The sequence below is a fragment of the Pectobacterium atrosepticum genome (assembly GCA_019056595.1).
GTDB classification, from domain to species: domain Bacteria; phylum Pseudomonadota; class Gammaproteobacteria; order Enterobacterales; family Enterobacteriaceae; genus Pectobacterium; species Pectobacterium atrosepticum.
Genome location: CP036163.1, coordinates 2,003,719 through 2,027,261 on the forward strand (window position 1 = coordinate 2,003,719; position 23,543 = coordinate 2,027,261).

Sequence of the window (23,543 nt, forward strand, 5' to 3'; positions counted from 1 at the left end):
CAACGGTAACTACCCATTGAAAATACGGTTTTCCTGCTCGGCTACGCGGATAAATGTTGTGCGCTTCGTCAGCTCTTTCAAACGGGATGCACCGACATAGGTACAGGCAGACCGTAGGCCACCAAGAATATCACGTACGGTATTATCTACCGGACCGCGCAGTGGCAGTTTCACGGTTTTGCCTTCTGCGGCACGGTACTCAGCCACACCGCCGACATGACGTTCCATCGCAGATGCGGAACTCATCCCGTAGAACAACATCATTTTCTCACCGTTTTCTTCAACGATGGTTCCTTCACATTCATCGTGTCCTGCCAGCATACCGCCCAGCATGACAAAATCGGCTCCGCCACCGAATGCTTTCGCGACATCGCCCGGCATAGCGCAACCACCGTCGCTCACAATTTGCCCACCGAGACCATGAGCCGCATCGGCACACTCAATCACGGCGGAAAGCTGAGGGTAACCCACCCCCGTTTTGACACGCGTTGTGCAAACAGAGCCGGGGCCAATACCGACTTTCACGATGTCCGCGCCAGACAGAATGAGTTCTTCCACCATTTCGCCCGTCACCACGTTTCCCGCACAGATAACCTTGTCAGGGCAAGCCTCACGCACTTTTTGTAGGAACGTGACAAAGTGCTCAGAATAACCATTTGCTACATCGATACAGATAAATTTCAGTTCAGACGACAGCGCCAGAATTTGCTTTAACTTGATGAAATCAGCATCAGAGGTCCCACTTGAGACCATGACATGGCGTAATACCGATTCTGGGGCGCGTTGCACAAACTGGGACCATTGTTCGACAGAATAGTGTTTATGGACAGCCGTCAGAACATCAAAAGAGGCCAGGACTTCCGCCATACTAAACGTACCCACGGTATCCATATTGGCGGCGATAATCGGAACACCGGACCAGTTGCCTCCGGCGTGAAGGAAGGTGAATTGACGTTCTAGTTCAACGTCGGAGCGGCTTTTCAGCGTCGAACGCTTTGGCCGGATGAGAACGTCTTTAAAGCCTAACTTTAAATCTTCTTCAATACGCATGAGGTTCGAGTTCCTGGTGAGTGACGGCGGAATGCTCAGTATCGTTACTGGGCATAATCGTGTTTAAAAAAATAATGCCCTTTACCAGTGACGTTATCATACGCAGGAATAATCCTGCGGCAAGACTGCGATTTTCACTTTATTTGGGATAAAATCAGAAAAATTTACCTATCGCCTAACAAGATGATAGCGTGGAGCAAACTACGGCTTATGCCTGATTGGCTTCAGGGGAATAGGAATCCATTCCTTTTCCTTGAAAATAGTAGAAATGTTAATTTTTCAATACAGGTGCAATGACATACATCGTAGCCTTAACAGGCGGTATCGGCAGCGGGAAAAGCACCGTAGCCGATGAATTTGCCAAATTAGGGACCACTATCGTTGATGCGGATATCATCGCGCGTCAGGTAGTCGAGCCAGGGAAACCCGCACTGGATGCCATCAGGCTCCGGTTCGGCGACGCCGTGCTCAATGCCGATGGCTCATTGAACCGTTCTGCGCTACGCCAACGAATTTTCTCCTCGCCAGAGGAGAAACAGTGGCTGAATAACTTGCTCCATCCGTTGATCCATCAGGAAACACAGGCCCAGTTTCGAGCCATATCCACACCGTACATTCTGTGGGTCGTCCCTTTACTGGTGGAAAACGGTTTACAACAGCGAGCACAACGTATTCTGGTCGTTGATGTAGACAGAAAAACACAGCTTGAACGCACACTGGCCCGCGATGGTATCAGTCTGCAGCAAGCAGAAAACATACTGGCAGTACAGGCAACCCGAGAACAGCGCCTGGCTTGTGCCGATGATATTATTGATAACAGTCGCTGCCCAAACGCGCTGGCTCAACAGGTTGCGGAATTACACCGCCATTACCTAGAGCTAGCCGCCTCCGCAGCCGACAGGATGGCTAAGAATGAGTGACGCTTCCTCAACAATTTTATTTGAATATCCGCTGAACGAAAAAACGCGTACCTGGTTGCGTATCGAATCATTATCGCAGCAGTTGCATCAAAACCATTCCCTTACCGATATGGGAAGTGCTCTGACATTTTTTCGCGCTATCGCCGAGTTGCTTGATGTGCTGGAACGTGGAGACGTGCGTACCGAGTTGCTGAAAGAACTCGAGCGCCAACAGCAAAAGCTGCTGCAATGGAGTGATGTGCCGGGCGTTGACATGGAACGCATCCACTCGCTGCGACGTCAGTTGAAAGATCTGTCCAGTACGCTGATGGCAGCACCACGGATGGGGCAGTTCTTACGAGAGGATCGCCTGATTGGCATGGTACGTCAGCGACTCGGTATTCCCGGCGGTTGTTGCAGTTTCGACCTACCTACTCTGCATAGCTGGCTGCATCAGCCTAAGGAACTGCGTGAGCAATTGGTTTTCAGCTGGCTTAATTCTTTGTCGCCGCTCAAACAAGCGCTGGATATGATCCTGGAACTGATCCGCCACTCCGGCACATTCCGGCCGCAGACCAGCTTGAATGGTTTCTTTCAGGACAATGCCTCTGATGCTGATCTGCTGCGTTTACGTCTTGAACAGATGCATCAGCTCTATCCACAAATATCCGGCCATAAGACACGCTATGCCATCCGTTTTCTGCCATTAGATAGCGAAAACGGCCACATTCCTCCTCGTTTAACGTTTGAACTGGCCTGCTGCTAGGCTCAGCCCTAACAAACAAAAACGTGTTAAGTATCAAATAGATATTAAGTATAAATAGAGTGAAGAAATTTTATGACAACAGAGATTACGACGGTAAAGTGCCCAACCTGCAAGCAGGCGGTCATTTGGGACGCAGCCAGCATCTATCGCCCATTTTGTAGCAAGCGTTGTCAGCTCATCGATTTGGGAGAATGGGCTGATGAAGAAAAGTGTATTCCGAGTGATGATATGGTTTCAGACAGTGAAGACTGGAGCGAAACGCGCTAACAGCCACGTTTCGCGATAACGAGTTCAGACAGGCAAGATTCGATTAAAGCGATTTCAGCCAGCGGATCACCTCCGCATTCGCTGGCGGAAACTCGTCCTCACGCAACGCCTCCACGCTCACCCAGCGAGATTCCTGACCTTCTCGGCCATAGGGCTCTCCTTGCCACGTTTCAACCAGAAAGAAATGAAGCGTGATGATTCTCTCCGGCGTAGAAAACGTTTTATCGTTTAGCGGCTGGGGGGCGATGGCCTCGATACCCGTTTCTTCGTGCAGTTCACGAATCAGAGCCTGCTCAGGGGTTTCGCCCGCTTCAATTTTACCGCCGGGAAACTCCCACATCCCTGCCATATGAACACCATCAGGGCGACGAGCAATGAAATATTGCTGTTCCGTATTACGGATGATGCCCACCGCGACGGATAACTGTTTTTGCGTCATGACCATTCCTATCAGATTCTTATCAAGTAAAAGGCGGTCAATGACCGCCCTTGTACTTATCACATTTTAATCACTGGATTTAGCAGTCAATTATTTCTGTAAGCGACCGTGGCACTGCTTATATTTCTTGCCTGAACCACATGGGCAAGGATCGTTACGTCCAATTTTACGGTCTGCCTGCGCCGGTGAACCCGTATTGAGGCTGTCTTCTTCCTGATGACTAAACTGCTGTTGCTGCGCTAAACGCTCAGCTTCTTCACGGCGTTGCAGCTCCAACGCTTCGATTTCTTCCGGCATTCTCACCTGAACTTTGCTCAACGTACTGATCACTTCATATTTCAGTGATTCCAACATCGCGGCAAACATAGAGAACGACTCACGCTTATATTCTTGTTTCGGATCTTTCTGTGCATAACCACGTAAATGGATGCCCTGACGCAGGTAATCCATTGCCGCCAGATGCTCTTTCCACAAGGAATCCAGTGTCTGCAACATCACGCCTTTTTCGAAGTTGCGCATGACTTCATCGCCAACCACTTCTTCTTTGCGATGATAAACGTCAAGCGCCTGCTGGAAAATACGCTCACGCAGCGTTTCTTCGTGCAGTTCAGGCTCTTTATCCAGCCACGCCTTAATAGGCATATCCAGATCGAAATCGTTCTTCAGGCGCTGTTCCAGGCCTTCCGTATCCCACATTTCTTCCAGAGACTGCGGCGGAATATAGCTGTCGATGGTCGTTTTAAACACATCCTCACGAATACTGGTGATGGTTTCACTGATATCGGACACGTCCAGCAGTTCGTTACGCTGCGTGTAGATCGCACGACGTTGGTCGCTCGCTACATCGTCATATTCCAGCAGCTGTTTACGAATATCAAAGTTACGGCTTTCCACTTTACGCTGTGCGTTAGCAATAGCCTTGGTGACCCACGGGTGCTCAATGGCTTCACCTGGTTTCATACCCAGTTTACGCATCATGTTAGAAACACGATCGGACGCAAAAATACGCATCAGCGCATCTTCCATCGACAGGTAGAAGCGTGATGAACCCGCATCCCCCTGACGACCGGAACGGCCACGAAGCTGGTTATCGATACGACGAGATTCATGGCGCTCAGTACCGATAATGTGCAAGCCGCCCGCCGCCAGCACAGCATCATGACGCACTTTCCAGGCTGCTTTAATTTCTGCAATTTGCTCATCATCTGGGTTTTCCAGATGTGCCACTTCTGCCTGCCAGCTACCACCCAAGACGATGTCCGTACCGCGACCGGCCATGTTGGTTGCGATAGTGACAGCGCCAGACTGCCCGGCCTGAGCAACGATATCTGCTTCCATCGCGTGGAACTTCGCATTCAACACACTGTGTTTGATGCCCGCTTTCTCCAGCGCCTGAGAAACCACTTCTGATTTCTCAATGGAGATCGTACCAACCAGAATCGGTTGACCTTTTACGGAGCGGTCTTTGATATCTTCAATGATGGCATCGATTTTTTCCTGCTCGGTCATGTAGACCAGATCAGGCAAGTCTTTACGAATCATCGGACGGTTGGTCGGCACCACAATCGTATCCAGCTTATAAATGGAGCTGAACTCGAAAGCTTCGGTATCTGCCGTACCCGTCATACCTGCCAGTTTTTCATACAAGCGGAAGTAGTTTTGGAAGGTAATGGAAGCCAGCGTCTGGTTTTCATTCTGAATGGCCACCTTCTCTTTCGCTTCCACAGCCTGATGCAGGCCATCGGACCAGCGACGCCCCTGCATGGTACGTCCAGTGTGTTCATCAACGATGATAACTTCACCGTCTTTTACAATATAATCCACATCGCGGGCAAACAGCACATGCGCACGCAGCGCGGCAGTAACATGGTGCATCAGCATAATGTTCGTCGGAGAGTACAGTGATTCCCCCTCTTCCATAATGCCTTCTTTCACCAGCAGCTCTTCCACCAGAACCAGACCACGCTCGGTGAGGTTCACCTGACGCGCTTTCTCATCAACAGAGAAATGGCCTTCGCCGTGGAAAGTATCCGAATCCTCTTTATCCTGACGAATCAGGTGAGGAATAATTTTATTGACGCTGATATAAAGCTCGGAACTGTCTTCAGCCGGGCCGGAAATAATCAGTGGCGTACGCGCTTCATCTATCAGGATGGAGTCAACCTCATCCACCAGCGCATAGTACAATTTACGCTGCACACGTTCTTCCGGGCTGAAAGCCATGTTGTCACGCAGGTAGTCAAAACCGTATTCGTTATTGGTACCGTAGGTAATATCTGCGGCATAAGCTTCACGCTTCGCTGGTGCAGGCATCCCCGGCAGGTTGATACCCACGCTCAGGCCAAGGAATTCAAACAAAGGACGGTTATTTTCGGCATCACGCTGTGCCAGATAATCGTTCACGGTAACCACATGTACGCCACGGCCAGTCAGCGCGTTCAGGTACGCAGGTAACGTTGCTGTCAGCGTTTTACCTTCACCAGTACGCATCTCCGCAATACACCGCTCGTTCAGCACCATACCGCCAAGAAGCTGCACGTCGAAGTGACGCATGCCAAAGACACGCTTACTGGATTCACGCACCACGGCGAAGGCTTCCGGCAGCAGGTTCTCCAGCTTTTCGCCTTTTTCCAGACGAACACGGAACTCCAGCGTTTTCGCTTGCAGCTCCTCATCTGAAAGTTTTTCCATTTCTGGTTCTAAACGACTAATAACATCGACATTTTTACGCATACGACGCAGCGTACGATCGTTACGGCTACCAAAAATTTTGGTTAGGATATTCATGACCATAATAATTTTAATCTCACAAGTGCCACGTATCCAGTGGCAACACAATATCGAAAACCTGAGAAACTCAGCAAAAACGAGAGAAATTTCTTCAGCTAATTATCTATTACACTTTCAGCTGAGAAGGTAGGGTCCTGCACGGATGCCGCGGATTTGGGCAAGCCAGATGCCGATTTGATGATGTGCCTGAGGATAAAAAGTGACTCGTCCAGCATGGGGGGAGATCACAAAGGGAAACTGGGAATCCTGCGTCAGCAACGCATTTAGCGTATCCAGTAACACCAGAGAATGGGGCTGTAGTTCGTCAACCTGTTGGGCATTGGCCGTCTGTGGCGTCGTCAATGCAAAGGAAAGGTGGCGGATTACCGTACGAATCGCATGCTGATGCCAGTAATCAACGCTATAGGACGAGCGCCGATGCGCTTCCTTTAGCGCCACCAGATCGGTAAGGCTTAGTGATACACTATTCTGGCGACTAACACTGGAGGCTGAATTAGGGTGTGAGACAATATCCTGTGATTCATTCAGGCTTGTCGGCAGACCAAGACTCGCCGCAACCATCCCTAATAAGAGATGCGGCCAGAAATAACGTCTGCCAAATTGTCGCCAACGATTTAGAATACCAATCACGAGTTAACATCCACCGGAGCCAGGTCTATGCGTGATAGCCGCCCACAATCACTGGAATTTCTGTTTGATAGCGCATCAATGTCGGGTAAAGGCCCGCTACAAGATGTGCAACAGCGCGCTATCGCCTTATTAAAACTCAACCGTGCCGTACGCGGATTACTGCCTGCACCGTTGCACCCATGGTGCCGCGTCGCTAATTACCGGCAAGGTTTGCTGATACTGGAAACCGCCAACGCCAGTTGGCTGATGCGGTTACGTTACGAACAGCCTGCGTTGCTCTCTGCATTACGCGCACAAATATTACCATCATTGGCTTCAATCGACATCAGGATTAATCCAACGCTTGCCGCAAAAGGGCATGAAATCGTGAAAAATAGTGACATTTCAGCGACAGGGAACACCGACAGCAAACCGTTGCGTCAGTTGAGTGAACAAAGTGCGGAGACATTGAGGACGTTAGCAGGCAATAGCCCAGAAAAACTCAGAAAGATATTAGAACGACTGGCTTCACTGGCCGGAGAGAGTACCAGTAAAACCAGTCGTAATAAGAAGTGACTACTTCAGGTGTTACGCCAGCACGATAGACGGTGCTTTAAACGCCAGCGGCATTTCAGCTTCATCTTCAAAGGTCACGTATTCCCACGCTTCCTGATTTGCCAGCACAGCCTGCAACAATTTGTTGTTGAGAGCATGGCCTGATTTAAATGCAGAAAACGCACCGATGATGTTATGACCACACATAAACAGGTCGCCGATGGCATCCAGCATTTTATGGCGGACAAACTCATCTTCAAAACGCAGACCGTCTTCATTCAGTACGCGGTAATCGTCAACGACGATGGCACAATCCATACTGCCGCCCAGGCACAACCCACGAGACTGCAAGTATTCGATATCGCGCATGAAGCCGAACGTACGCGCACGACTAATCTGGCGAACAAACGCATCAGCAGAGAAATCCAAACGATAGCGCTGGTTGCCCGCATCAATCGCCGGGTGGTTGAAGTCGATAGTGAAATCCAAGCTAAAGCCGTTAAACGGTTTCATTTCGGCCCACTTGTCGCCATCTTCAACGCGAACTGACTGCTTGATGCGTACGAATTTCTTGGCACAGTTCAGCTCTTCGATACCCGCATCTAACAGCAGATAAACGAACGGGCTGGCGCTGCCATCCATAATTGGAATTTCCGGTGCGTCAACATCAATGACAATATTGTCAATGCCCAACCCTGCAAGCGCAGCGTTAAGATGCTCCACCGTAGAAATACGCACGTCATGCTCATTAACCAGGCAAGTACAGAGCATGGTATCACGCACGGATTTTGCATCAGCCGGGAAATCAACCGGGGGATTCAAGTCTGTGCGGCGATAGATGACCCCGGTATTTGCCGGTGCAGGACGCATGGTCAACGTGACCTTCTTGCCAGTATGTAACCCGACACCAGTCGCCTGAACAATACGTTTTAATGTACGTTGTTTGATCATCATTTTATCTCGCATGTTACTGAACCTACCGACCTAGTATAGACCAAGCTCGGGGGCACAGTTTAGCACAAAGAGCGGAGATTCCAACGTTATCTGGCAGCAAATTAGTCTGCCTGCTTACGCAGAAACGCCGGAATATCCAGATAGTCTGGCTCTTTATTCGTCTGCGGATTCTGGTCGTTAACCACTTTGGCAGCCGGTTTTTCCTGCGCCAGCGGTGTCATACCGTGTTGCTGGTAACGATGATCCATCACAGGCTGACTAGCTTGCTTATTCGTCACCAGAGTAATCTCAGGACGTTTGTCCATGCCGATCCCCGTTGCAACAACCGTCACACGCAGTTCATCATTCATTTCAGGATCAAGCGACGTACCGATCACTACTGTCGCATTGTCGGATGCGAATGCACGGATGGTGTTACCTACCGTCTCGAACTCATCCAGACGCAGGTCGAAGCCCGCAGTGATGTTGACCAACACGCCACGTGCGCCAGACAGATCGATATCTTCCAGCAGTGGGCTGGAGATCGCCATTTCTGCTGCTTCTTCTGCACGGTCTTCACCGCGCGCAACACCGGATCCCATCATGGCATAACCCATTTCGGACATCACGGTACGTACGTCTGCAAAGTCGACGTTCATCAGGCCAGGACGCGTGATCAGCTCGGCAATACCCTGCACCGCACCTTTCAGTACATCATTTGCCGCGCCAAATGCATCCAGCAGGGAAATACCGCGCCCCAGCACTTTCAGCAGCTTGTCGTTTGGAATCGTGATCAGCGAGTCGACGTGCTTAGACAGCTCGGCGATACCCTGCTCCGCAAACGCCATGCGCTTTTTGCCTTCAAAGTTGAAAGGCTTGGTCACCACAGCAACGGTCAGAATGCCCAGGTCTTTTGCTACTTCGGCCACAACCGGTGCAGCACCTGTACCCGTACCACCGCCCATACCTGCGGCGATAAACACCATGTCTGCACCTTCCAGTGCTGCACGTAGTGCTTCACGATCTTCTTCAGCCGAATTACGGCCAACTTCCGGGTTAGCGCCTGCGCCCAAACCTTTCGTGATGCCGCTACCGATCTGAATCGTCTGGCCAACAGCCGTTTTACGTAATGCCTGCGCATCCGTGTTGACCGCAAAGAATTCGACGCCTTCGATGCGCTCGCGCACCATGTGTTCGACGGCGTTACCGCCGCCGCCGCCGACGCCGATGACTTTAATCACCGCGTCGTTGGTTAATTCCATTGGTTCAAACATAATTTCTCTCCGTTTGTGCCTGTAACTGCGAGATCATAAAACTGTGCCAGGTGATCTCTTTGATAAAATTAAAATTCTTTCCTCAACCAGCTGTTGATTCTCTTGAACCAGTTGCTCACTGAGGCACGTTTTTCGACTTCATGCTCACCACCTAGGTGAGATTCTTTTCCGTAATGGAGCAACCCAACCGCCGTTGAGTAATAAGGCTCTTGGGCATAATCCGTCAGCCCTGTTATATTCATTGGTTGTCCAATACGCACCTGTGTGTGGAACACACGCTGCGCACAGGCCGCCAGACCGTCTATTTGCGCGGCACCGCCCGTCAGCACAATCCCTGCCGCCAGATGGTGTTTCACGCCTTGTTGACGCAACTGCTCCTGCAACTGTAAAAGTTCATCGTTCACCAGATTCAACAGCTCGGTGTAACGTGGTTCAATCACTTCCGCCAATGTCTGTCTTTGCAGACTGCGGGGTGGACGTCCTCCAACGCTCGGGACCTCCACATTCTCATCTTTGCCGACGATTGCGCCTAATGCACAACCATGGCGTACCTTGATCGCTTCGGCATCCGTCGGCGGTGTGCCAAACGCATAGGCAATGTCGCTTGTAACTACATTGCCAGCATACGGAATCACTTTAGTGTGTCGCAATGCGCCGCCGGTATAGACCGCGATATCCATTGTACCGCCACCGATATCGACTACACACACACCCAGCTCACGTTCGTCTTCTGTCAGCACCGCATAGCTGGATGCCAGCCCTGCAAAAATCAGTTGGTCGACCTTTAAGCCACAGCGTTCAACAGCTTTGACAATATTCTTAGCCATATCGTTATGGCAGGTTATCAGGTGGACTTTCGCCTGCATGCGCACGCCGGATAAGCCAACCGGGTTTTTAATCCCTTCCTGATAATCGATCGCGTATTCCTGTGGGATCACATGGAGAACTCGGTGCTCATCGCGCACGCGCACAGACTTGGCGGTGTGTACCACGCTTTCTACGTCGTCCTGCGTAACCTCTTCTTCTGAAATAGGCACCATCCCTATTTCATTCTGGCAACTGATGTGTTTTCCCGACAGCGCCAGATACACGGAAGAGATCTGGCAGTCTGCCATCAACTCAGCCTGATCAATAGCGCGCTGAACACATTTAACGACCGATTCCAGATCGTTTACGCCACCTTTATCCATACCGCGTGACGGGCAACTGCCCACGCCAATAATATTGACCATGCCATCGGGCAGAACTTCCCCTACCAGCGCAGCCACTTTTGCTGTACCGATTTCCAGCCCAACTACCAGTTTTCTGTCCGTCGACTTGATCATTGTTGTTTAGCCTGTGCCTGTTTCTGGTTACTGTTCTGTTGCTGATCAATGTCTTGTTGCTGACCAACTCGCTGCCGATCAACGTTTTGTTGATCAAGCAAGGCTGGAGCCCAACCTATCGCGGCCCCGCTGTCGTACCGCAAGTCCACATGGCTGAGACGTTTGTTTTCGCTCTGAGCCTGCCGCTGCAACAGCGGGTACAGCTCGATAAAGCGTTGCAGACGTTTAGCCCTATCATCCCGCCCTAATTCAAGGCGAGTATCATCATCTAATCCTAGCTGCCACGAATGTCGCGCACTCATCGCAACCATCTTTAACGTAAACTTTCCAGCAGCCAGCGTCTGATTCATTGTGCGATAACCTTCCAGCACCTCTGCCTCACTACCTTCCGGGCCATACAGCAGTGGCAGCTTGCGATTACCAATGCGTTCGGCAGGTACACTGAACGAATTTCCTTCCGCATCAACCATTAGCTGATCATTCCAACGCGCAACCGGAACATATTCAACCAGATGAATCTTTAATTCGTCCGGCCACTGCTTACGCACGCTAGCCTGCTTTATCCACGATAGACGCTCGATCTGCTGCTGGATCACATTCACATCTTGTGTCATGAACGTTCCAGGCGACCCCAACGACAAAATTGCCTGACGGATATCGTCGTTGGTGGTGTACTGCCTTTCCCCTGTTACTGCCATGCGGGAGAGCGGCAAGCGGCTGGCATCTTTCATCCACCCCACCACCATCCAGCCTCCCCAGACGATCGTCCCTATCACCATCAGCAGGAAAATTACTCCTGCTAATTGGCCTCCATTACTGCGACGTGTTCCTTTCGTCGGTTCTGGCTCTCGTCCGCGTGTATTCAGCGCTGCCTGCGACATATCAGCCAGCAAGCTCCAGAATTTTCACGACCAATTGCGAGAAAGTCAGGCCACGTTGACGCGCCGCCATAGGAACCAGACTGTGGCTCGTCATCCCCGGAGAGGTATTCACTTCAAGCAGGTAGAAAGCGTCGTCGCTATCCAGCATAAAATCGACACGTCCCCATCCGCTGCAATCTACCGCACGATAAGCCGCCATCGCCAATGCAGCTAACGCTTGCTCTTGCTCGTCTGACAAACCACTCGGACAGAAATACTGCGTATCATCCGATAAATACTTCGCTTCATAATCGTAAAACGTACCCGCGGGTTGAATACGAATAGAAGGCAATACCTCATCACCTAGGATAGCAACCGTATACTCTGGACCGCTCAGCCATTTTTCGACCAGAACATCGTCATCGTGGCGGAATGCTTCTTCCAGTGCGGCAGGCAGGTCGCTAAGCGTATTCACTTTGCTCATACCCACACTGGAACCTTCACGGCTTGGCTTGACGATCAGCGGCAACCCGAGATGGGTGAACTGCGCCAATAACGTATTCGCTTCCGTATCTAAATATTGGCGACGATCCAGCGCCACATAAGGCGACACCGGCAACCCCACCGCTTGCCACACCTGTTTGGTTCGGAGCTTATCCATCGTCAGTGCAGATGCCATGACGCCGCTACCGGTATAAGGCAACCCCAGAAATTCCAGAACACCCTGCAATGTGCCATCTTCACCACCACGACCATGCAAGGCGATAAAAACGTTGGTAAAACCTTCTTCTTTCAACGTCGTCACAGGGAAGTCACGCGTATCAACCGCATGCGCATTGATGCCCGCTTCTTTCAGGCCAGCCAAAACCGCCTGACCGGAAAGTAACGACACTTCACGTTCGGCAGAGGTTCCACCAAGCAATACAGCAACTTTCTCAGTCATGATGTTCCTCATTCGCTTATCTGCGGCTGTAATCTGGAATCAGCCAGTTTACGCGCCAGTTTACCGATATTGCCGGCACCCTGAACCAAGATCAGGTCTTCACCTCGTAGCGCCTGTGACAACAGTTCCGGTAAAGTATCCATATCCGTCACCAGAATCGGATCAATCTTACCTCTTCCGCGAATCGTACGGCACAGCGAACGGCTGTCTGCACCTGGAATCGGCGATTCTCCTGCGGAATACACATCCAGCATCAGCAACACGTCAACCTGTGATAACACGTGCGCAAAATCGTCATACAAATCGCGGGTTCGCGTATAACGATGCGGCTGAAAAATCATGACCAGCCGCTTATCCGGCCACCCAGCACGGGCCGCTTTAATCGTGGCATCGACTTCCGTCGGATGATGACCGTAATCATCCACCAACATCGCTGTACCACTTTGCCCATTCACTAGTTCAAGCGGGTATTCGCCGAGAAAATCAAAACGACGACTGGTGCCCTGAAAACGCTCAAGTGCACGTAGAATTGCTTCGTCATCAATACCTTCATCGGTCGCTACAGCAACCGCTGCCGCCGCGTTGAGCGCATTGTGACGCCCCGGTGCATTCAGCGTGACATTGAGCAACGTTTTGTCTTTTCGCTCCAGCGTAAAGTGCCCTTGCGCGCCTGTCTGGCGATATCCAGCAACGCGCACATCCGCATCATCGCTAAAACCATACGTAGTGATATGGCGGCCAACGCGCGGCAACAGTTCGCGAATAACAGCATCGTCAATACACATCACAGCCTGACCGTAAAACGGCAAATTGTGCAGAAAATTGATGAACGTCTGCTTCAGGTTCTCAAAATCGCCCTGATAAGTGTCCATATGATCGGCTTCAATGTTGGTCACAATCGCCACCATCGGCTGCAAATGCAGGAAAGACGCATCGCTTTCATCGGCTTCTGCAATCAGGTAACGGCTTGATCCCAAACGCGCATGTGTTCCTGCCGCTTTCACTAAGCCGCCGTTCACAAACGTCGGATCCAATCCCGCTTCCGCGTAAATGCTGGTGACCATCGCCGTTGTCGTCGTCTTACCGTGCGTACCCGCGATCGCAATACCGTGACGAAAACGCATCAGTTCTGCCAACATCTCTGCACGACGGATCACCGGAATACGTGCGTCATGTGCGGCGACAATCTCGGGGTTATCCGCAGTAATTGCACTCGACACCACAACCACACTGGCGTTCAGAACATTCTCTGCACGATGGTGGAAATAAATCTGCGCGCCAAGTTTGGTCAACTGCTGCGTCACCGCATTCGGTGCCAGATCGGAACCGCTAATTTCATAACCTTCGTTGGCCAACACTTCGGCGATACCACCCATGCCAGCACCACCGATGCCGACAAAGTGTATGTGCCGGACGCGATGCATCTCGGGCACGATTGAACGTAGTTTCGCCAGTTGTTGAGTATTCACTTTATTCTATCGCTACCTTGTAGCGCCGTCGCACAGCCTTCTGCCCGACAACGTTGTATTAATTAACCATGAGCCACATGTGTGGCCCGACTGCCTGCCGCTGCACTGACTTCCGCCGCAACCCGCTCGGTTGCATCTGGAATCGCCACTGCACGGGCTTTTTGCGCCATTTTCAGCAATGTAGTGCGATCCCAACCGGACAACACCTCGCTGACAGCCGCCACGCTGAACTGTGGCTGCTCAATAATTTTTGCTGCACCGGCCTTTTCCAACGGCAGCGCATTCCAGTACTGCTGCCGATCTTTATGCTGAAACGGCACAAACAGCGCCGGCAACCCGGCTGCCGCAATTTCACTGACGGTCAAAGCACCGGAACGGCACACTACAACGTCAGCCCAAGCGTAGGCTGCAGCCATATCATCAATAAATTCGGTAATCTTGTGCTGCGTCTGCCCAGCATCCTGATAAGCCTGCTGAACGGTTAATAACGCGCCTTTACCGACCTGATGCCAAATCGTAATACGATCGCTCAACTGTGCTGCTACGCCGGGTAGCGTTTGGTTCAGCACTCTTGCGCCCTGACTGCCACCAACAACCAGCACCCTCACAGGGCCTGAGCGATCGGCTAATCGTGTTTCTGGCGCAGGCAGTGCCAACACATCGGTTCTTACCGGGTTACCCACGACATCCGCTTTGGGAAACGCGCCCGGAAATGCCTGCAATACTTTTTTAGCGATATGGGATAACCAGCGATTGGTCAGCCCTGCAATACCATTCTGCTCATGCAGTACAACCGGAATGCCACACAGCCAGGCAGCCAGACCGCCGGGGCCAGAAACGTAACCGCCCATACCCAGCACCACATCAGGCTGGTAACGACGCATAATCGCCCGCGCCTGACGCACTGCCTGAAAAATACGGATCGGAGCACTTAACTGCGCCCGAATGCCTTTACCGCGCAAGCCAGAAATGCGGATAAAATCAATTTCGATACCGTGCTTAGGCACCAAATCGGCTTCCATACGATCCGCCGTACCTAACCAGCGAACCTGCCAGCCCTGCGCCATCAGGTGGTGTGCAACCGCCAGCCCGGGGAAGACATGCCCGCCCGTGCCACCAGCCATCACCATCAAACGCTTGCCTTCGCCACTCATCGGGCACCTCTCGTAAACGCCTGCGCTTTTGTCAGACGCGTTTCAAAATCAATGCGTAACAGCAAAACAATCGCCGTCGACATAATGAGCAAACTGGAACCACCGTAACTGATCAGCGGTAGCGTTAACCCTTTAGTCGGTAGCATTCCCGCCGCTGCGCCAACGTTCACCAGCGTCTGAAAGCTGAACCAAACGCCAATCGAACACGCTAGAAAGCCCGAAAAGCGCTGATTGATCTCCAGCGCCCGCTTTCCGATAGACATCGCGCGAAAAGCGACGAAGAATATCATTAACAACGCCAAAACCACACCGATATACCCCAGTTCCTCACCTAAAATAGAGAAAATGAAATCGGTATGCGCCTCCGGCAAATATTCCAGTTTCTGTACTGAATTCCCTAGACCTTGCCCCCAGAATTCACCACGCCCAAACGCCATCAGAGATTGTGTTAACTGGTAGCCGTCGCCGAACGGATCTTCCCACGGGTTCCAGAAAGACGTCACACGCCGCATACGGTAGGGTTCAGCCACAATCAGCAGGGCAACGGCAAACCCGCCGGAACCAATGATCGCCAGAAACTGCCACATCTTGGCACCAGCCAGAAACAACATTGCTAGCGTCGTAATAAACAGCACGACTACAGTGCCGAGGTCAGGCTGAGCCAGCAACAGCACAGCCAACACCACCATCACGCCCATCGGTTTGCAAAAGCCCCAGAAGTTATTTCGGACTTCTTCAACCTTGCGCACCATGTAACTAGACAGGTAGCAAAACAGCGCCAGCTTGGACAATTCCGCAGGCTGGATGCGCAATGGCCCCAGTGAAATCCAGCGTGATGCACCGTTGACCGAGCTTCCCACTGCAAGTACAACCAGCAGCATGACCATGGCAAGCAATAGCAGCACTGGGCTGTAACGCTGCCATATCTCCATTGGGATGCGCAGGGTGATTAACGACAAGCCAAATGCCAAACCCAAATAAATCGCATCACGCTTCGCAAATAAAAACGGGTCGCTGGCAAGACGCTGCCCAACAGGCATGGAAGCCGACGTTACCATCACAAAACCAATCACAGCCAGTCCAAGCGTCAGCCACACCAGCGTTCTATCGTACAGAACGATGCTGAGCGTATCGCTTTCGCGCGTCCCCATAACCCAGCTCTTGATGCGTTCGATAAACGCCATTCCGGAGAACCGCATTAGCCTAGCTCCTCCGCCAGACGAGCAAACTCATCGCCTCGCTGTTCAAAACTGCGAAACTGATCCAAGCTAGCGCAAGCCGGCGACAGCAACACCATATCGCCCGGCCTTATACGTTCAGCAATAACGCGCATCGCCTGTTCCATCGTTTCTGTCTGCTCGGCAATTTCTGGGCGTAACGCTGCCAACTGTTGCCCGTCACGACCAAAGCAATACAAACGAATGCGCTCACCCTGTAAATACGGCACCAATGGCGAGAAATCAGCAGATTTCCCGTCACCACCTAATAGCAGATGCAAAGTGCCGTCTACAGCCAAACCGCTCAATGCGGCTTCGGTGCTGCCTACATTGGTGGCTTTGGAATCATTGATCCACCGCACGCCATTGCGCTCAAAGGCCATTTGAAAACGGTGCGGCAGCCCGGTAAATGACGTCAACGCCGTCAGCGCAGACGCGCGTGGAATCTTCACAGCATCAGCCAGCGCCAGCGCCGCCAATGCGTTCGTATAATTGTGCTGCCCGACAAGCTTGATTTCACGGGTGTTGAGCACACGTTCACCGTCCACCCGCAGCCAGGTTTCGCCCTGCTGGCGGTTAAGGTGATAATCGCCAACATCAACGCCAAAACTGCGGCAGCGCGCATCCGCCCCGCGAACCGGCATGGTCAGCGCATCGTCAGCATTCACAACACACAAATCTGCGTGTTCATAAATATGCAATTTCGCCGCCCGATACTGCTGTAAACCAAACGGGTAACGGTTAGTGTGATCTTCCGTCACGTTCAGAATCGTTGCCGCAGCAGCGTGCAGGCTAGTCGTCGTTTCCAGTTGGAAGCTCGACAACTCTAGTACATACAGCTGAGCGGGATGTTCCAGCAATTGCAGCGCAGGTAGGCCAATATTGCCACCGACGCCAACCTGCCAGCCTGCGGCACGCGCCATTTCACCGACCAGTGTCGTCACCGTGCTTTTACCGTTAGATCCGGTAATCGCCACAATCGGTGCCTGCGCTTCACGGCAGAACAGTTCGATATCACCAACAATTTCAATGCCAGCGTCAGCGGCGTCACACAGAATCGGCGTCGCCAACGCAACACCGGGGCTGGCGACGATCAAATCCGCGCTCATCAGCCAGTCTTCATTCAGGCTACCGAGATGTCGTTCTACCTGCTCCGGCAGCTTATCCAGACCCGGTGGACTGATACGGGTATCCACCACGCGCGGTACGACACCACGCGCGAGAAAGAAATCAACACAGGAGAGCCCGGTCAGACCCAACCCGATAATGACGACTTTTTTACCCTGATAGTCCACCATGTCTTATCGTACCTTCAGCGTTGCCAGGCCAATCAGCACCAGCATCAACGAAATAATCCAGAAGCGCACAATTACGCGCGGTTCCGGCCAGCCCTTAAGTTCATAATGATGATGAATTGGCGCCATGCGGAAAATCCGCTGCCCGCGCAACTTAAAGGACCCAACCTGCAGAATCACCGACAGCGTTTCGACCACGAACACACCGCCCATAATCACTAACAAAAACTCCTGACGCAGCAAGACCGCAATCGTCCCCAGCGCGCCGCCCAACGCCAGTGAACCAACGTCACCCATGAACACCTGCGCCGGATAGGTGTTAAACCACAGGAATCCAAGCCCCGCGCCAACAATTGCAGTACAGACGATCACCAACTCACTGGCATGACGGATATATGGAATATGCAGATAACCGGCAAAATTCATGTTCCCTGTTGCCCATGCCACCAGCGCAAAACCAGCAGCAACAAACACGGTCGGCATGATTGCCAAGCCATCCAGACCATCGGTCAGGTTTACGGCATTACTGGTGCCGACAATGACAAAGTAGGCCAGCGCAACATAGAGCAGACCCAATTGCGGCATCACATCTTTGAAAAACGGCACGACAAGCTGTGTGGCTGGCGTATCTTTACCGATGGAATACATGGTGAAGGCCACCACTAACGCAATCACTGACTGCCAGAAATATTTCCAGCGGGCAATCAACCCCTTGGTATCCTTGCGGACCACTTTGCGGTAATCATCAACAAAACCGACCGCGCCATAGCCTGCTAGCACGAGAAGTACGCACCAGACATATGGATTAGACAGATTCGCCCACATCAAAACGGAAACGATAATCGCCACCAAGATCATCACGCCCCCCATCGTCGGGGTACCGCGCTTGCTGAAATGTGATTCTGGCCCTTCGTTACGCACAACCTGCCCAATCTGCAAACGTTGCAGCCAGGCGATCATATGCGGTCCCATCCATAAGGAAATAACCAATGCGGTCAGCAGGCTGACAATGGCGCGGAACGTCAAATAAGAAAAGACGTTAAAACCGGTATAAAGTTTGGCCAAATGTTCGGCCAGCCATACTAACATTGCGCATTCTCCTGTAATGCATGTACAACCTGCTCCATCGCAGCACTGCGTGAGCCTTTAACCAATACGCTGATGACGTTATGTTCTGACATCAGCACCTTCAAACGTGAAACCAGCGCGGCTTTATCCTGAAAATGTTCACCATTGCCGCTGGCAGTGCCGATCAATTCACTCAACGTTCCCACACTCAATACGCGATCGATGCCCGCAACACGCGCCGCTTCGCCCACTTGACGATGACACTCAGGGGCTTCATCCCCCAGTTCACCCATATCACCGACGACCATCACGCGGTAGCCTGGCATTTCCGCCAGTACCTGTGCGGCAGCCGTCATCGAACCCACATTAGCGTTGTAGCTGTCATCCAACAGCAGCTTGCCTTCAGACAAAGCAATCGGAAACAGCCGCCCCGGCACTGCCTGAAGCTGGGATAATCCAGATTTAACGGCTTCCAACGTCGCCCCAACGGACATTGCCAGTGCAGTCGCCGCCAGTGCGTTCGACACATTATGCCGGCCGGGTAAAGGGAGCAGAACCTGCGTTTCACCAAATGGCGTGTGCAGCGTGAAATGCGTACCTTGCGCCAACACGTCTACGTCGCTGGCAAAAAAGTCGATGTCGCAAGCGGCCTGCGGCGAGAAACGCCAGACAGTTTTATGATTCAGCATGACCTGCCAGTGCGGGAAATCGTTACTGTCCGCATTCACGATCGCTACGCCGTCTACTGGCAAACCAGAAAAAATCTCACCTTTTGCCTGCGCTACACCAGCCAGTGAACCAAAACCCTCCAGATGCGCAGCGGCCAGATTGTTGACCAGCGCGCTTTCCGGACGCACCAGATCGGTGGTATAGGCAATCTCACCAATGTGATTCGCCCCCAGTTCAATGACCGCAAACTGGTGTTCCGCCGTCAAACGCAGCAGCGTTAACGGTACACCGATGTCGTTGTTAAAGTTACCGGCGGTATACAGCACGGAACCACACTGGCGAAGAATCGCCGCCGTCATCTCTTTAACCGAGGTTTTTCCGGAAGAGCCTGTCAGTGCAACAACGCGCGCCGTTGACTGCTGACGAACCCAGGCCGCCAATTGTCCCAACGCCAAACGCGTATCGCTCACCAGCAGTTGTGGTTCATCAACAAGTAAGCGCTTACTGACTAACAGAGCCGCCGCGCCGCCTTTTACCGCATCAGCGGCGTAATCATGCGCATCAAATTTTTCGCCTTTCAGCGCGACAAATAAGCAGCCGGATGACAACTTACGCGTATCGGTTGAAACGTCTTCAATATCGATGTTTTCACCAATCAACTGCGCATTGAGCACCGTGGCGAGTTGCTGCAAGGAAACGCGAATCATGCGATCACCCCCAGCAGACGAGCAACGGTGATACGATCCGAATAATCAAGACGCTGATTGCCAACCAGTTGGTAATCTTCGTGTCCTTTGCCCGCAACCAGCACAACGTCATTTTCCTGAGCCTGCATAATCGCACTGGTGACCGCTTCGGCACGTCCGTGAATCACCTGAACCCGTCCGGCATCCAGCAGCCCAGAGAGAATATCGGCAACGATCGCCTGAGGTTCTTCACTACGCGGGTTATCATCAGTCACTACAACGCGATCGGCCAGCTGTTCTGCGATGCCACCCATAAGTGGGCGCTTACCTTTATCGCGATCGCCACCGCAGCCAAACACACACCAGAGTTTGCCCTGACAGTGCAGACGTGCCGCTTCAAGCGCTTTTTCCAGCGCATCTGGTGTGTGAGCGTAATCAACCACAACCGTTGGTTTTCCTTCAGCGTGGAAAACTTCCATACGACCGCACACGGGCTGCAGTTGAGATCCCGCGATAACCAACTTGTCGAGCGGGTAGCCAAGAGACAGCAGCGTCGCCAGCGCCAGCAGCATATTGCTGACGTTAAACGCGCCCATCAGGCGGCTTTCAATTTCGCCCTGTCCCCAGCTTGAATCAAACGCAATCGTGGCGCCGTTGTCGTGATAATCAATCTGTGTCGCTTTCAACCAGCGCCCACGGCAGCCGGGAACTAAATTGTTTTCCATCGTCACAGCAACAGCATCAGGCAGCTTTGCTAACCAACGTAGCCCGACCTCATCATCAGCATTGATAATCATCTGCCCAACGCGATGCTCGGCAAACAGCAACCATTTGGCCGCTTCATAGCTTTCCATATCACCGTGGTAATCAAGATGGTCACGGCTCAGGTTGGTGAACACTGCCGCCGTAAATGGCAACGCAGCCACGCGGTTTTGTACCAGCCCGTGGGAGGACACTTCCATTGCGGCAAACGTCGCACCTTGTTCTACTAACTGGCTTAAAACCTGCTGAACATCGACGGCGGAACCCGTCGTATTTTCTGTTGGAATAGCCCGACCCAATAGGCCATTGCCTACCGTGCCCATCACTGCACTCATTTCGCCTAATGCCTGGCTCCACTGCGCCAGAAGCTGAGTCGTCGTCGTTTTCCCGTTGGTTCCCGTTACCCCAATCAGCTGTAATTTTTCCGCAGGCTGCTGATAGAAACGGCCTGCCAGTGCGGAAAGCCGCTGATTCAGACTACTGAGATACACCACTGGCACACCGTGCATTTCGCGAACGGTACCATCAGCGGCCTCACCGTCTGCCTCAGCAACAATCGCTGCTACGCCTTGCGCAATTGCCTGCGGAATATAGCGCCGTCCATCTGCTTTGTGCCCAACAATTGCGACAAACAGATCCCCGGCAGCCGCGACGCGGCTGTCTAATATCATTTCCCGCAGCGCGCACGCCGGGGCGTCTTGCACCCACGGCGCAAGTAAATCGCGCAAATTACGATCTGCCACGTGATCCCTCTTCTCTATTAATTACAAACTCGTTTTTGTCGCCCGTCGGCAACGCATCCGGTTCAATATTCATCGTACGCAGAACGCCGCCCATAATGGCGCCAAAGATTGGCGCAGAAACCGCGCCGCCGTAGTACTTTCCTGCCTGCGGATCGTTGATCACAACAACGAGAGCAAAGCGTGGATTACTGGCTGGCGCCACGCCCGCCGTATAGGCAATGTATTTGTTGATGTATTTGCCATCCGGTCCAACTTTCTTGGCCGTACCGGTTTTAATCGCGATACGGTAACCTTTGATGGCCGCTTTAGTACCGCCGCCGCCGGGCAGCGCAACGCTTTCCATCATGTGCACCACGGAACGTACCAGCGCTTCCGAGAAGACACGCTCGCCTGGAACGGGTGGATCGACTCTGGTAATCGACAGCGGACGGTAAATACCGAAACTGCCGATCGTGGCATAGACTCGCGCTAACTGTAACGGTGTTACCATCAGCCCGTAGCCGAAAGAAAAGGTGGCCCTCTCTATGTCAGACCACCGTTGTTTTTGAGGGTATAAGCCACTGCTTTCTCCAACCAACCCCAAATTGGTCGCTTTTCCTAATCCAAAGCGCGCGTAAGTATCTACAAGCGCAGAGGAAGGCATCGCTAACGCCAGCTTAGATACGCCAACGTTACTCGACTTCTGAAGCACACCCGTCAGCGTTAATTCACTGTAACGCGCTACGTCTTTGATTTCATGACCATTGACGTAATACGGCAGGGTGCTTAGGACACTATTTTCTTTCACCACCCCGCGCTGCAGCGCCGTCATCACCACCATCGGTTTAACGGTAGAGCCGGGTTCGAAAATGTCGGTAATCGCGCGGTTACGCATAATGTCTTGCGGCGTACCCGACAGATTGTTCGGGTTATAAGACGGGCTATTCGCCATTGCCAACACTTCGCCAGTATTCACATCAACCAGTACGGCCGTTCCTGACTCAGCTTTGTTAAACGCAACAGCGTTATTGAGTTCGCGGTAAACCAGCGCCTGTAAACGCTCATCAATACTGAGCGCTAGATTATGTGCAGCCTGGCTGTCAACGGAGGAGATATCTTCAATCACGCGGCCAAACCGGTCTTTACGCACGGTTCGTTCACCGGGTTGCCCAGTCAGCCAGCGGTCAAAACTTTTCTCTACCCCTTCGATACCTTGCCCATCGATATTGGTGAAGCCGATGAGGTGAGAGGTCACTTGTCCAGAAGGATAATACCGGCGGGACTCCTGCCGTAGATTAATGCCCGGCAATTTCAGCTTATGGATGTATTCGCCAATAGCGGGGTTCACCTGACGCGCCAGATAAACAAAGCGCCCTTTAGGATTAGCATTGATCTTGGTTGACAGCTGATCTAACGGGATATCAAGCGCATCGGAAAGTGCTTTCCAGCGTGTATCCAGCGTAATGCCACCACGCTCGTTGACTTCTTTCGGATCAGCCCAGACGGCATTCACCGGCACGCTGACGGCCAAAGGACGGCCAGCGCGATCGCTTATCATACCGCGCGCCGTTGGCACTTCCTGCACTCGCAGGGAACGCATATCCCCTTCGCGCACCAGTTTGTCTGGGTTGATGACCTGAAGATAAGCTGCGCGAGCCATTAAGCCAGCCATCGCAAACAGGATACAGCCGCAAAGCAACGCAAAACGCCAGCTAACAAAGCTGGCTTGATCTTCCTGGCGCTTTAACTTTCCTGTACGTGCTGCTTTCATACTTAGCTGGCTGCCTATTT

General features: G+C 52.3%; 21 protein-coding genes. 4 read left to right on the forward strand and 17 right to left on the reverse strand.

Going from position 1 to position 23,543, the window contains the following annotated elements:
* Window positions 1–9 precede the first annotated feature (9 nt).
* Window positions 10–1,050 (reverse strand): GMP reductase, encoded by a 1,041-nt coding sequence (locus DCX48_09685; GenBank protein QXE14747.1) that lies wholly within the window; start codon window positions 1,048–1,050, stop codon window positions 10–12.
* 293 nt (window positions 1,051–1,343) lie between these two features.
* On the opposite strand from DCX48_09685, the gene DCX48_09690 reads away from it, so the two are divergent.
* From DCX48_09690 to yacG, 3 genes are all read left to right on the forward strand, one after another.
* Complete coding sequence (locus tag DCX48_09690) at window positions 1,344–1,970, forward strand: dephospho-CoA kinase (GenBank protein ID QXE14748.1); 627 nt, start codon at window positions 1,344–1,346, stop codon at window positions 1,968–1,970.
* Window positions 1,963–2,715, forward strand: a complete 753-nt coding sequence (zapD, locus tag DCX48_09695) for a cell division protein ZapD (protein QXE14749.1) — start codon at window positions 1,963–1,965, stop codon at window positions 2,713–2,715. The genes DCX48_09690 and zapD overlap by 8 nt, the downstream gene beginning before the upstream one ends.
* 72 nt (window positions 2,716–2,787) lie before the next feature.
* Window positions 2,788–2,982, forward strand: coding sequence for a DNA gyrase inhibitor YacG (yacG, locus tag DCX48_09700; GenBank protein ID QXE14750.1), 195 nt, complete (start codon window positions 2,788–2,790; stop codon window positions 2,980–2,982).
* A gap of 43 nt (window positions 2,983–3,025) precedes the next feature.
* On the opposite strand, the gene mutT is transcribed toward yacG, so the two are convergent.
* From mutT to secM, 3 genes are all read right to left on the reverse strand, one after another.
* A complete protein-coding gene (mutT, locus tag DCX48_09705; protein QXE14751.1) occupies window positions 3,026–3,421 on the reverse strand; it encodes an 8-oxo-dGTP diphosphatase MutT in 396 nt (131 codons plus the stop codon).
* Window positions 3,422–3,511: 90 nt separating this feature from the next.
* On the reverse strand, window positions 3,512–6,214 hold the full coding sequence (secA, locus tag DCX48_09710; GenBank protein ID QXE14752.1) for a preprotein translocase subunit SecA: 2,703 nt from the start codon (window positions 6,212–6,214) through the stop codon (window positions 3,512–3,514).
* 111 nt (window positions 6,215–6,325) lie between these two features.
* On the reverse strand, window positions 6,326–6,841 hold the full coding sequence (gene secM / locus DCX48_09715) for a secA regulator SecM (GenBank protein QXE14753.1): 516 nt from the start codon (window positions 6,839–6,841) through the stop codon (window positions 6,326–6,328).
* Window positions 6,842–6,868: 27 nt separating this feature from the next.
* Between secM and DCX48_09720 the strand changes: the two genes are divergently transcribed.
* The gene (locus tag DCX48_09720; protein QXE14754.1) at window positions 6,869–7,396 is read left to right on the forward strand and encodes a DUF721 domain-containing protein; all 528 of its coding nucleotides are present in this window, start codon (window positions 6,869–6,871) and stop codon (window positions 7,394–7,396) included.
* A gap of 12 nt (window positions 7,397–7,408) precedes the next feature.
* Here DCX48_09720 and DCX48_09725 read toward each other — a convergent pair whose 3' ends face one another.
* From DCX48_09725 to DCX48_09785, 13 genes are all read right to left on the reverse strand, one after another.
* Window positions 7,409–8,326, reverse strand: a complete 918-nt coding sequence (locus DCX48_09725) for a UDP-3-O-acyl-N-acetylglucosamine deacetylase (GenBank protein QXE17207.1) — start codon at window positions 8,324–8,326, stop codon at window positions 7,409–7,411.
* A 104-nt stretch (window positions 8,327–8,430) separates the two neighbouring features.
* Complete coding sequence (gene ftsZ, locus DCX48_09730) at window positions 8,431–9,582, reverse strand: cell division protein FtsZ (GenBank protein ID QXE14755.1); 1,152 nt, start codon at window positions 9,580–9,582, stop codon at window positions 8,431–8,433.
* Between the two features lie 68 nt (window positions 9,583–9,650).
* Window positions 9,651–10,907, reverse strand: a complete 1,257-nt coding sequence (gene ftsA / locus DCX48_09735) for a cell division protein FtsA (GenBank protein QXE14756.1) — start codon at window positions 10,905–10,907, stop codon at window positions 9,651–9,653.
* Window positions 10,904–11,788, reverse strand: a complete 885-nt coding sequence (ftsQ, locus tag DCX48_09740; GenBank protein ID QXE14757.1) for a cell division protein FtsQ — start codon at window positions 11,786–11,788, stop codon at window positions 10,904–10,906. The genes ftsA and ftsQ overlap by 4 nt, the downstream gene beginning before the upstream one ends.
* Before the next feature lies 1 nt (window position 11,789).
* Window positions 11,790–12,710: a D-alanine--D-alanine ligase gene (locus tag DCX48_09745; protein QXE14758.1), complete on the reverse strand. Its 921-nt coding sequence runs from the start codon at window positions 12,708–12,710 to the stop codon at window positions 11,790–11,792.
* An 8-nt stretch (window positions 12,711–12,718) separates the two neighbouring features.
* Window positions 12,719–14,179, reverse strand: coding sequence for a UDP-N-acetylmuramate--L-alanine ligase (locus tag DCX48_09750; protein QXE14759.1), 1,461 nt, complete (start codon window positions 14,177–14,179; stop codon window positions 12,719–12,721).
* 62 nt (window positions 14,180–14,241) lie between these two features.
* The gene (gene murG / locus DCX48_09755) at window positions 14,242–15,333 is read right to left on the reverse strand and encodes an undecaprenyldiphospho-muramoylpentapeptide beta-N-acetylglucosaminyltransferase (GenBank protein ID QXE14760.1); all 1,092 of its coding nucleotides are present in this window, start codon (window positions 15,331–15,333) and stop codon (window positions 14,242–14,244) included.
* The gene (gene ftsW / locus DCX48_09760; protein QXE14761.1) at window positions 15,330–16,532 is read right to left on the reverse strand and encodes a cell division protein FtsW; all 1,203 of its coding nucleotides are present in this window, start codon (window positions 16,530–16,532) and stop codon (window positions 15,330–15,332) included. The genes murG and ftsW overlap by 4 nt, the downstream gene beginning before the upstream one ends.
* Window positions 16,532–17,848: a UDP-N-acetylmuramoyl-L-alanine--D-glutamate ligase gene (locus tag DCX48_09765; GenBank protein ID QXE14762.1), complete on the reverse strand. Its 1,317-nt coding sequence runs from the start codon at window positions 17,846–17,848 to the stop codon at window positions 16,532–16,534. Before DCX48_09765 ends, ftsW begins: the two co-directional genes overlap by 1 nt.
* A gap of 3 nt (window positions 17,849–17,851) precedes the next feature.
* Window positions 17,852–18,934, reverse strand: coding sequence for a phospho-N-acetylmuramoyl-pentapeptide-transferase (locus DCX48_09770; GenBank protein ID QXE14763.1), 1,083 nt, complete (start codon window positions 18,932–18,934; stop codon window positions 17,852–17,854).
* The gene (gene murF / locus DCX48_09775; GenBank protein ID QXE14764.1) at window positions 18,928–20,289 is read right to left on the reverse strand and encodes a UDP-N-acetylmuramoyl-tripeptide--D-alanyl-D-alanine ligase; all 1,362 of its coding nucleotides are present in this window, start codon (window positions 20,287–20,289) and stop codon (window positions 18,928–18,930) included. The genes DCX48_09770 and murF overlap by 7 nt, the downstream gene beginning before the upstream one ends.
* A complete protein-coding gene (locus DCX48_09780; GenBank protein ID QXE14765.1) occupies window positions 20,286–21,773 on the reverse strand; it encodes a UDP-N-acetylmuramoyl-L-alanyl-D-glutamate--2,6-diaminopimelate ligase in 1,488 nt (495 codons plus the stop codon). The genes murF and DCX48_09780 overlap by 4 nt, the downstream gene beginning before the upstream one ends.
* The gene (locus tag DCX48_09785; protein ID QXE14766.1) at window positions 21,760–23,523 is read right to left on the reverse strand and encodes a peptidoglycan glycosyltransferase FtsI; all 1,764 of its coding nucleotides are present in this window, start codon (window positions 23,521–23,523) and stop codon (window positions 21,760–21,762) included. The genes DCX48_09780 and DCX48_09785 overlap by 14 nt, the downstream gene beginning before the upstream one ends.
* Window positions 23,524–23,543 lie beyond the last annotated feature (20 nt).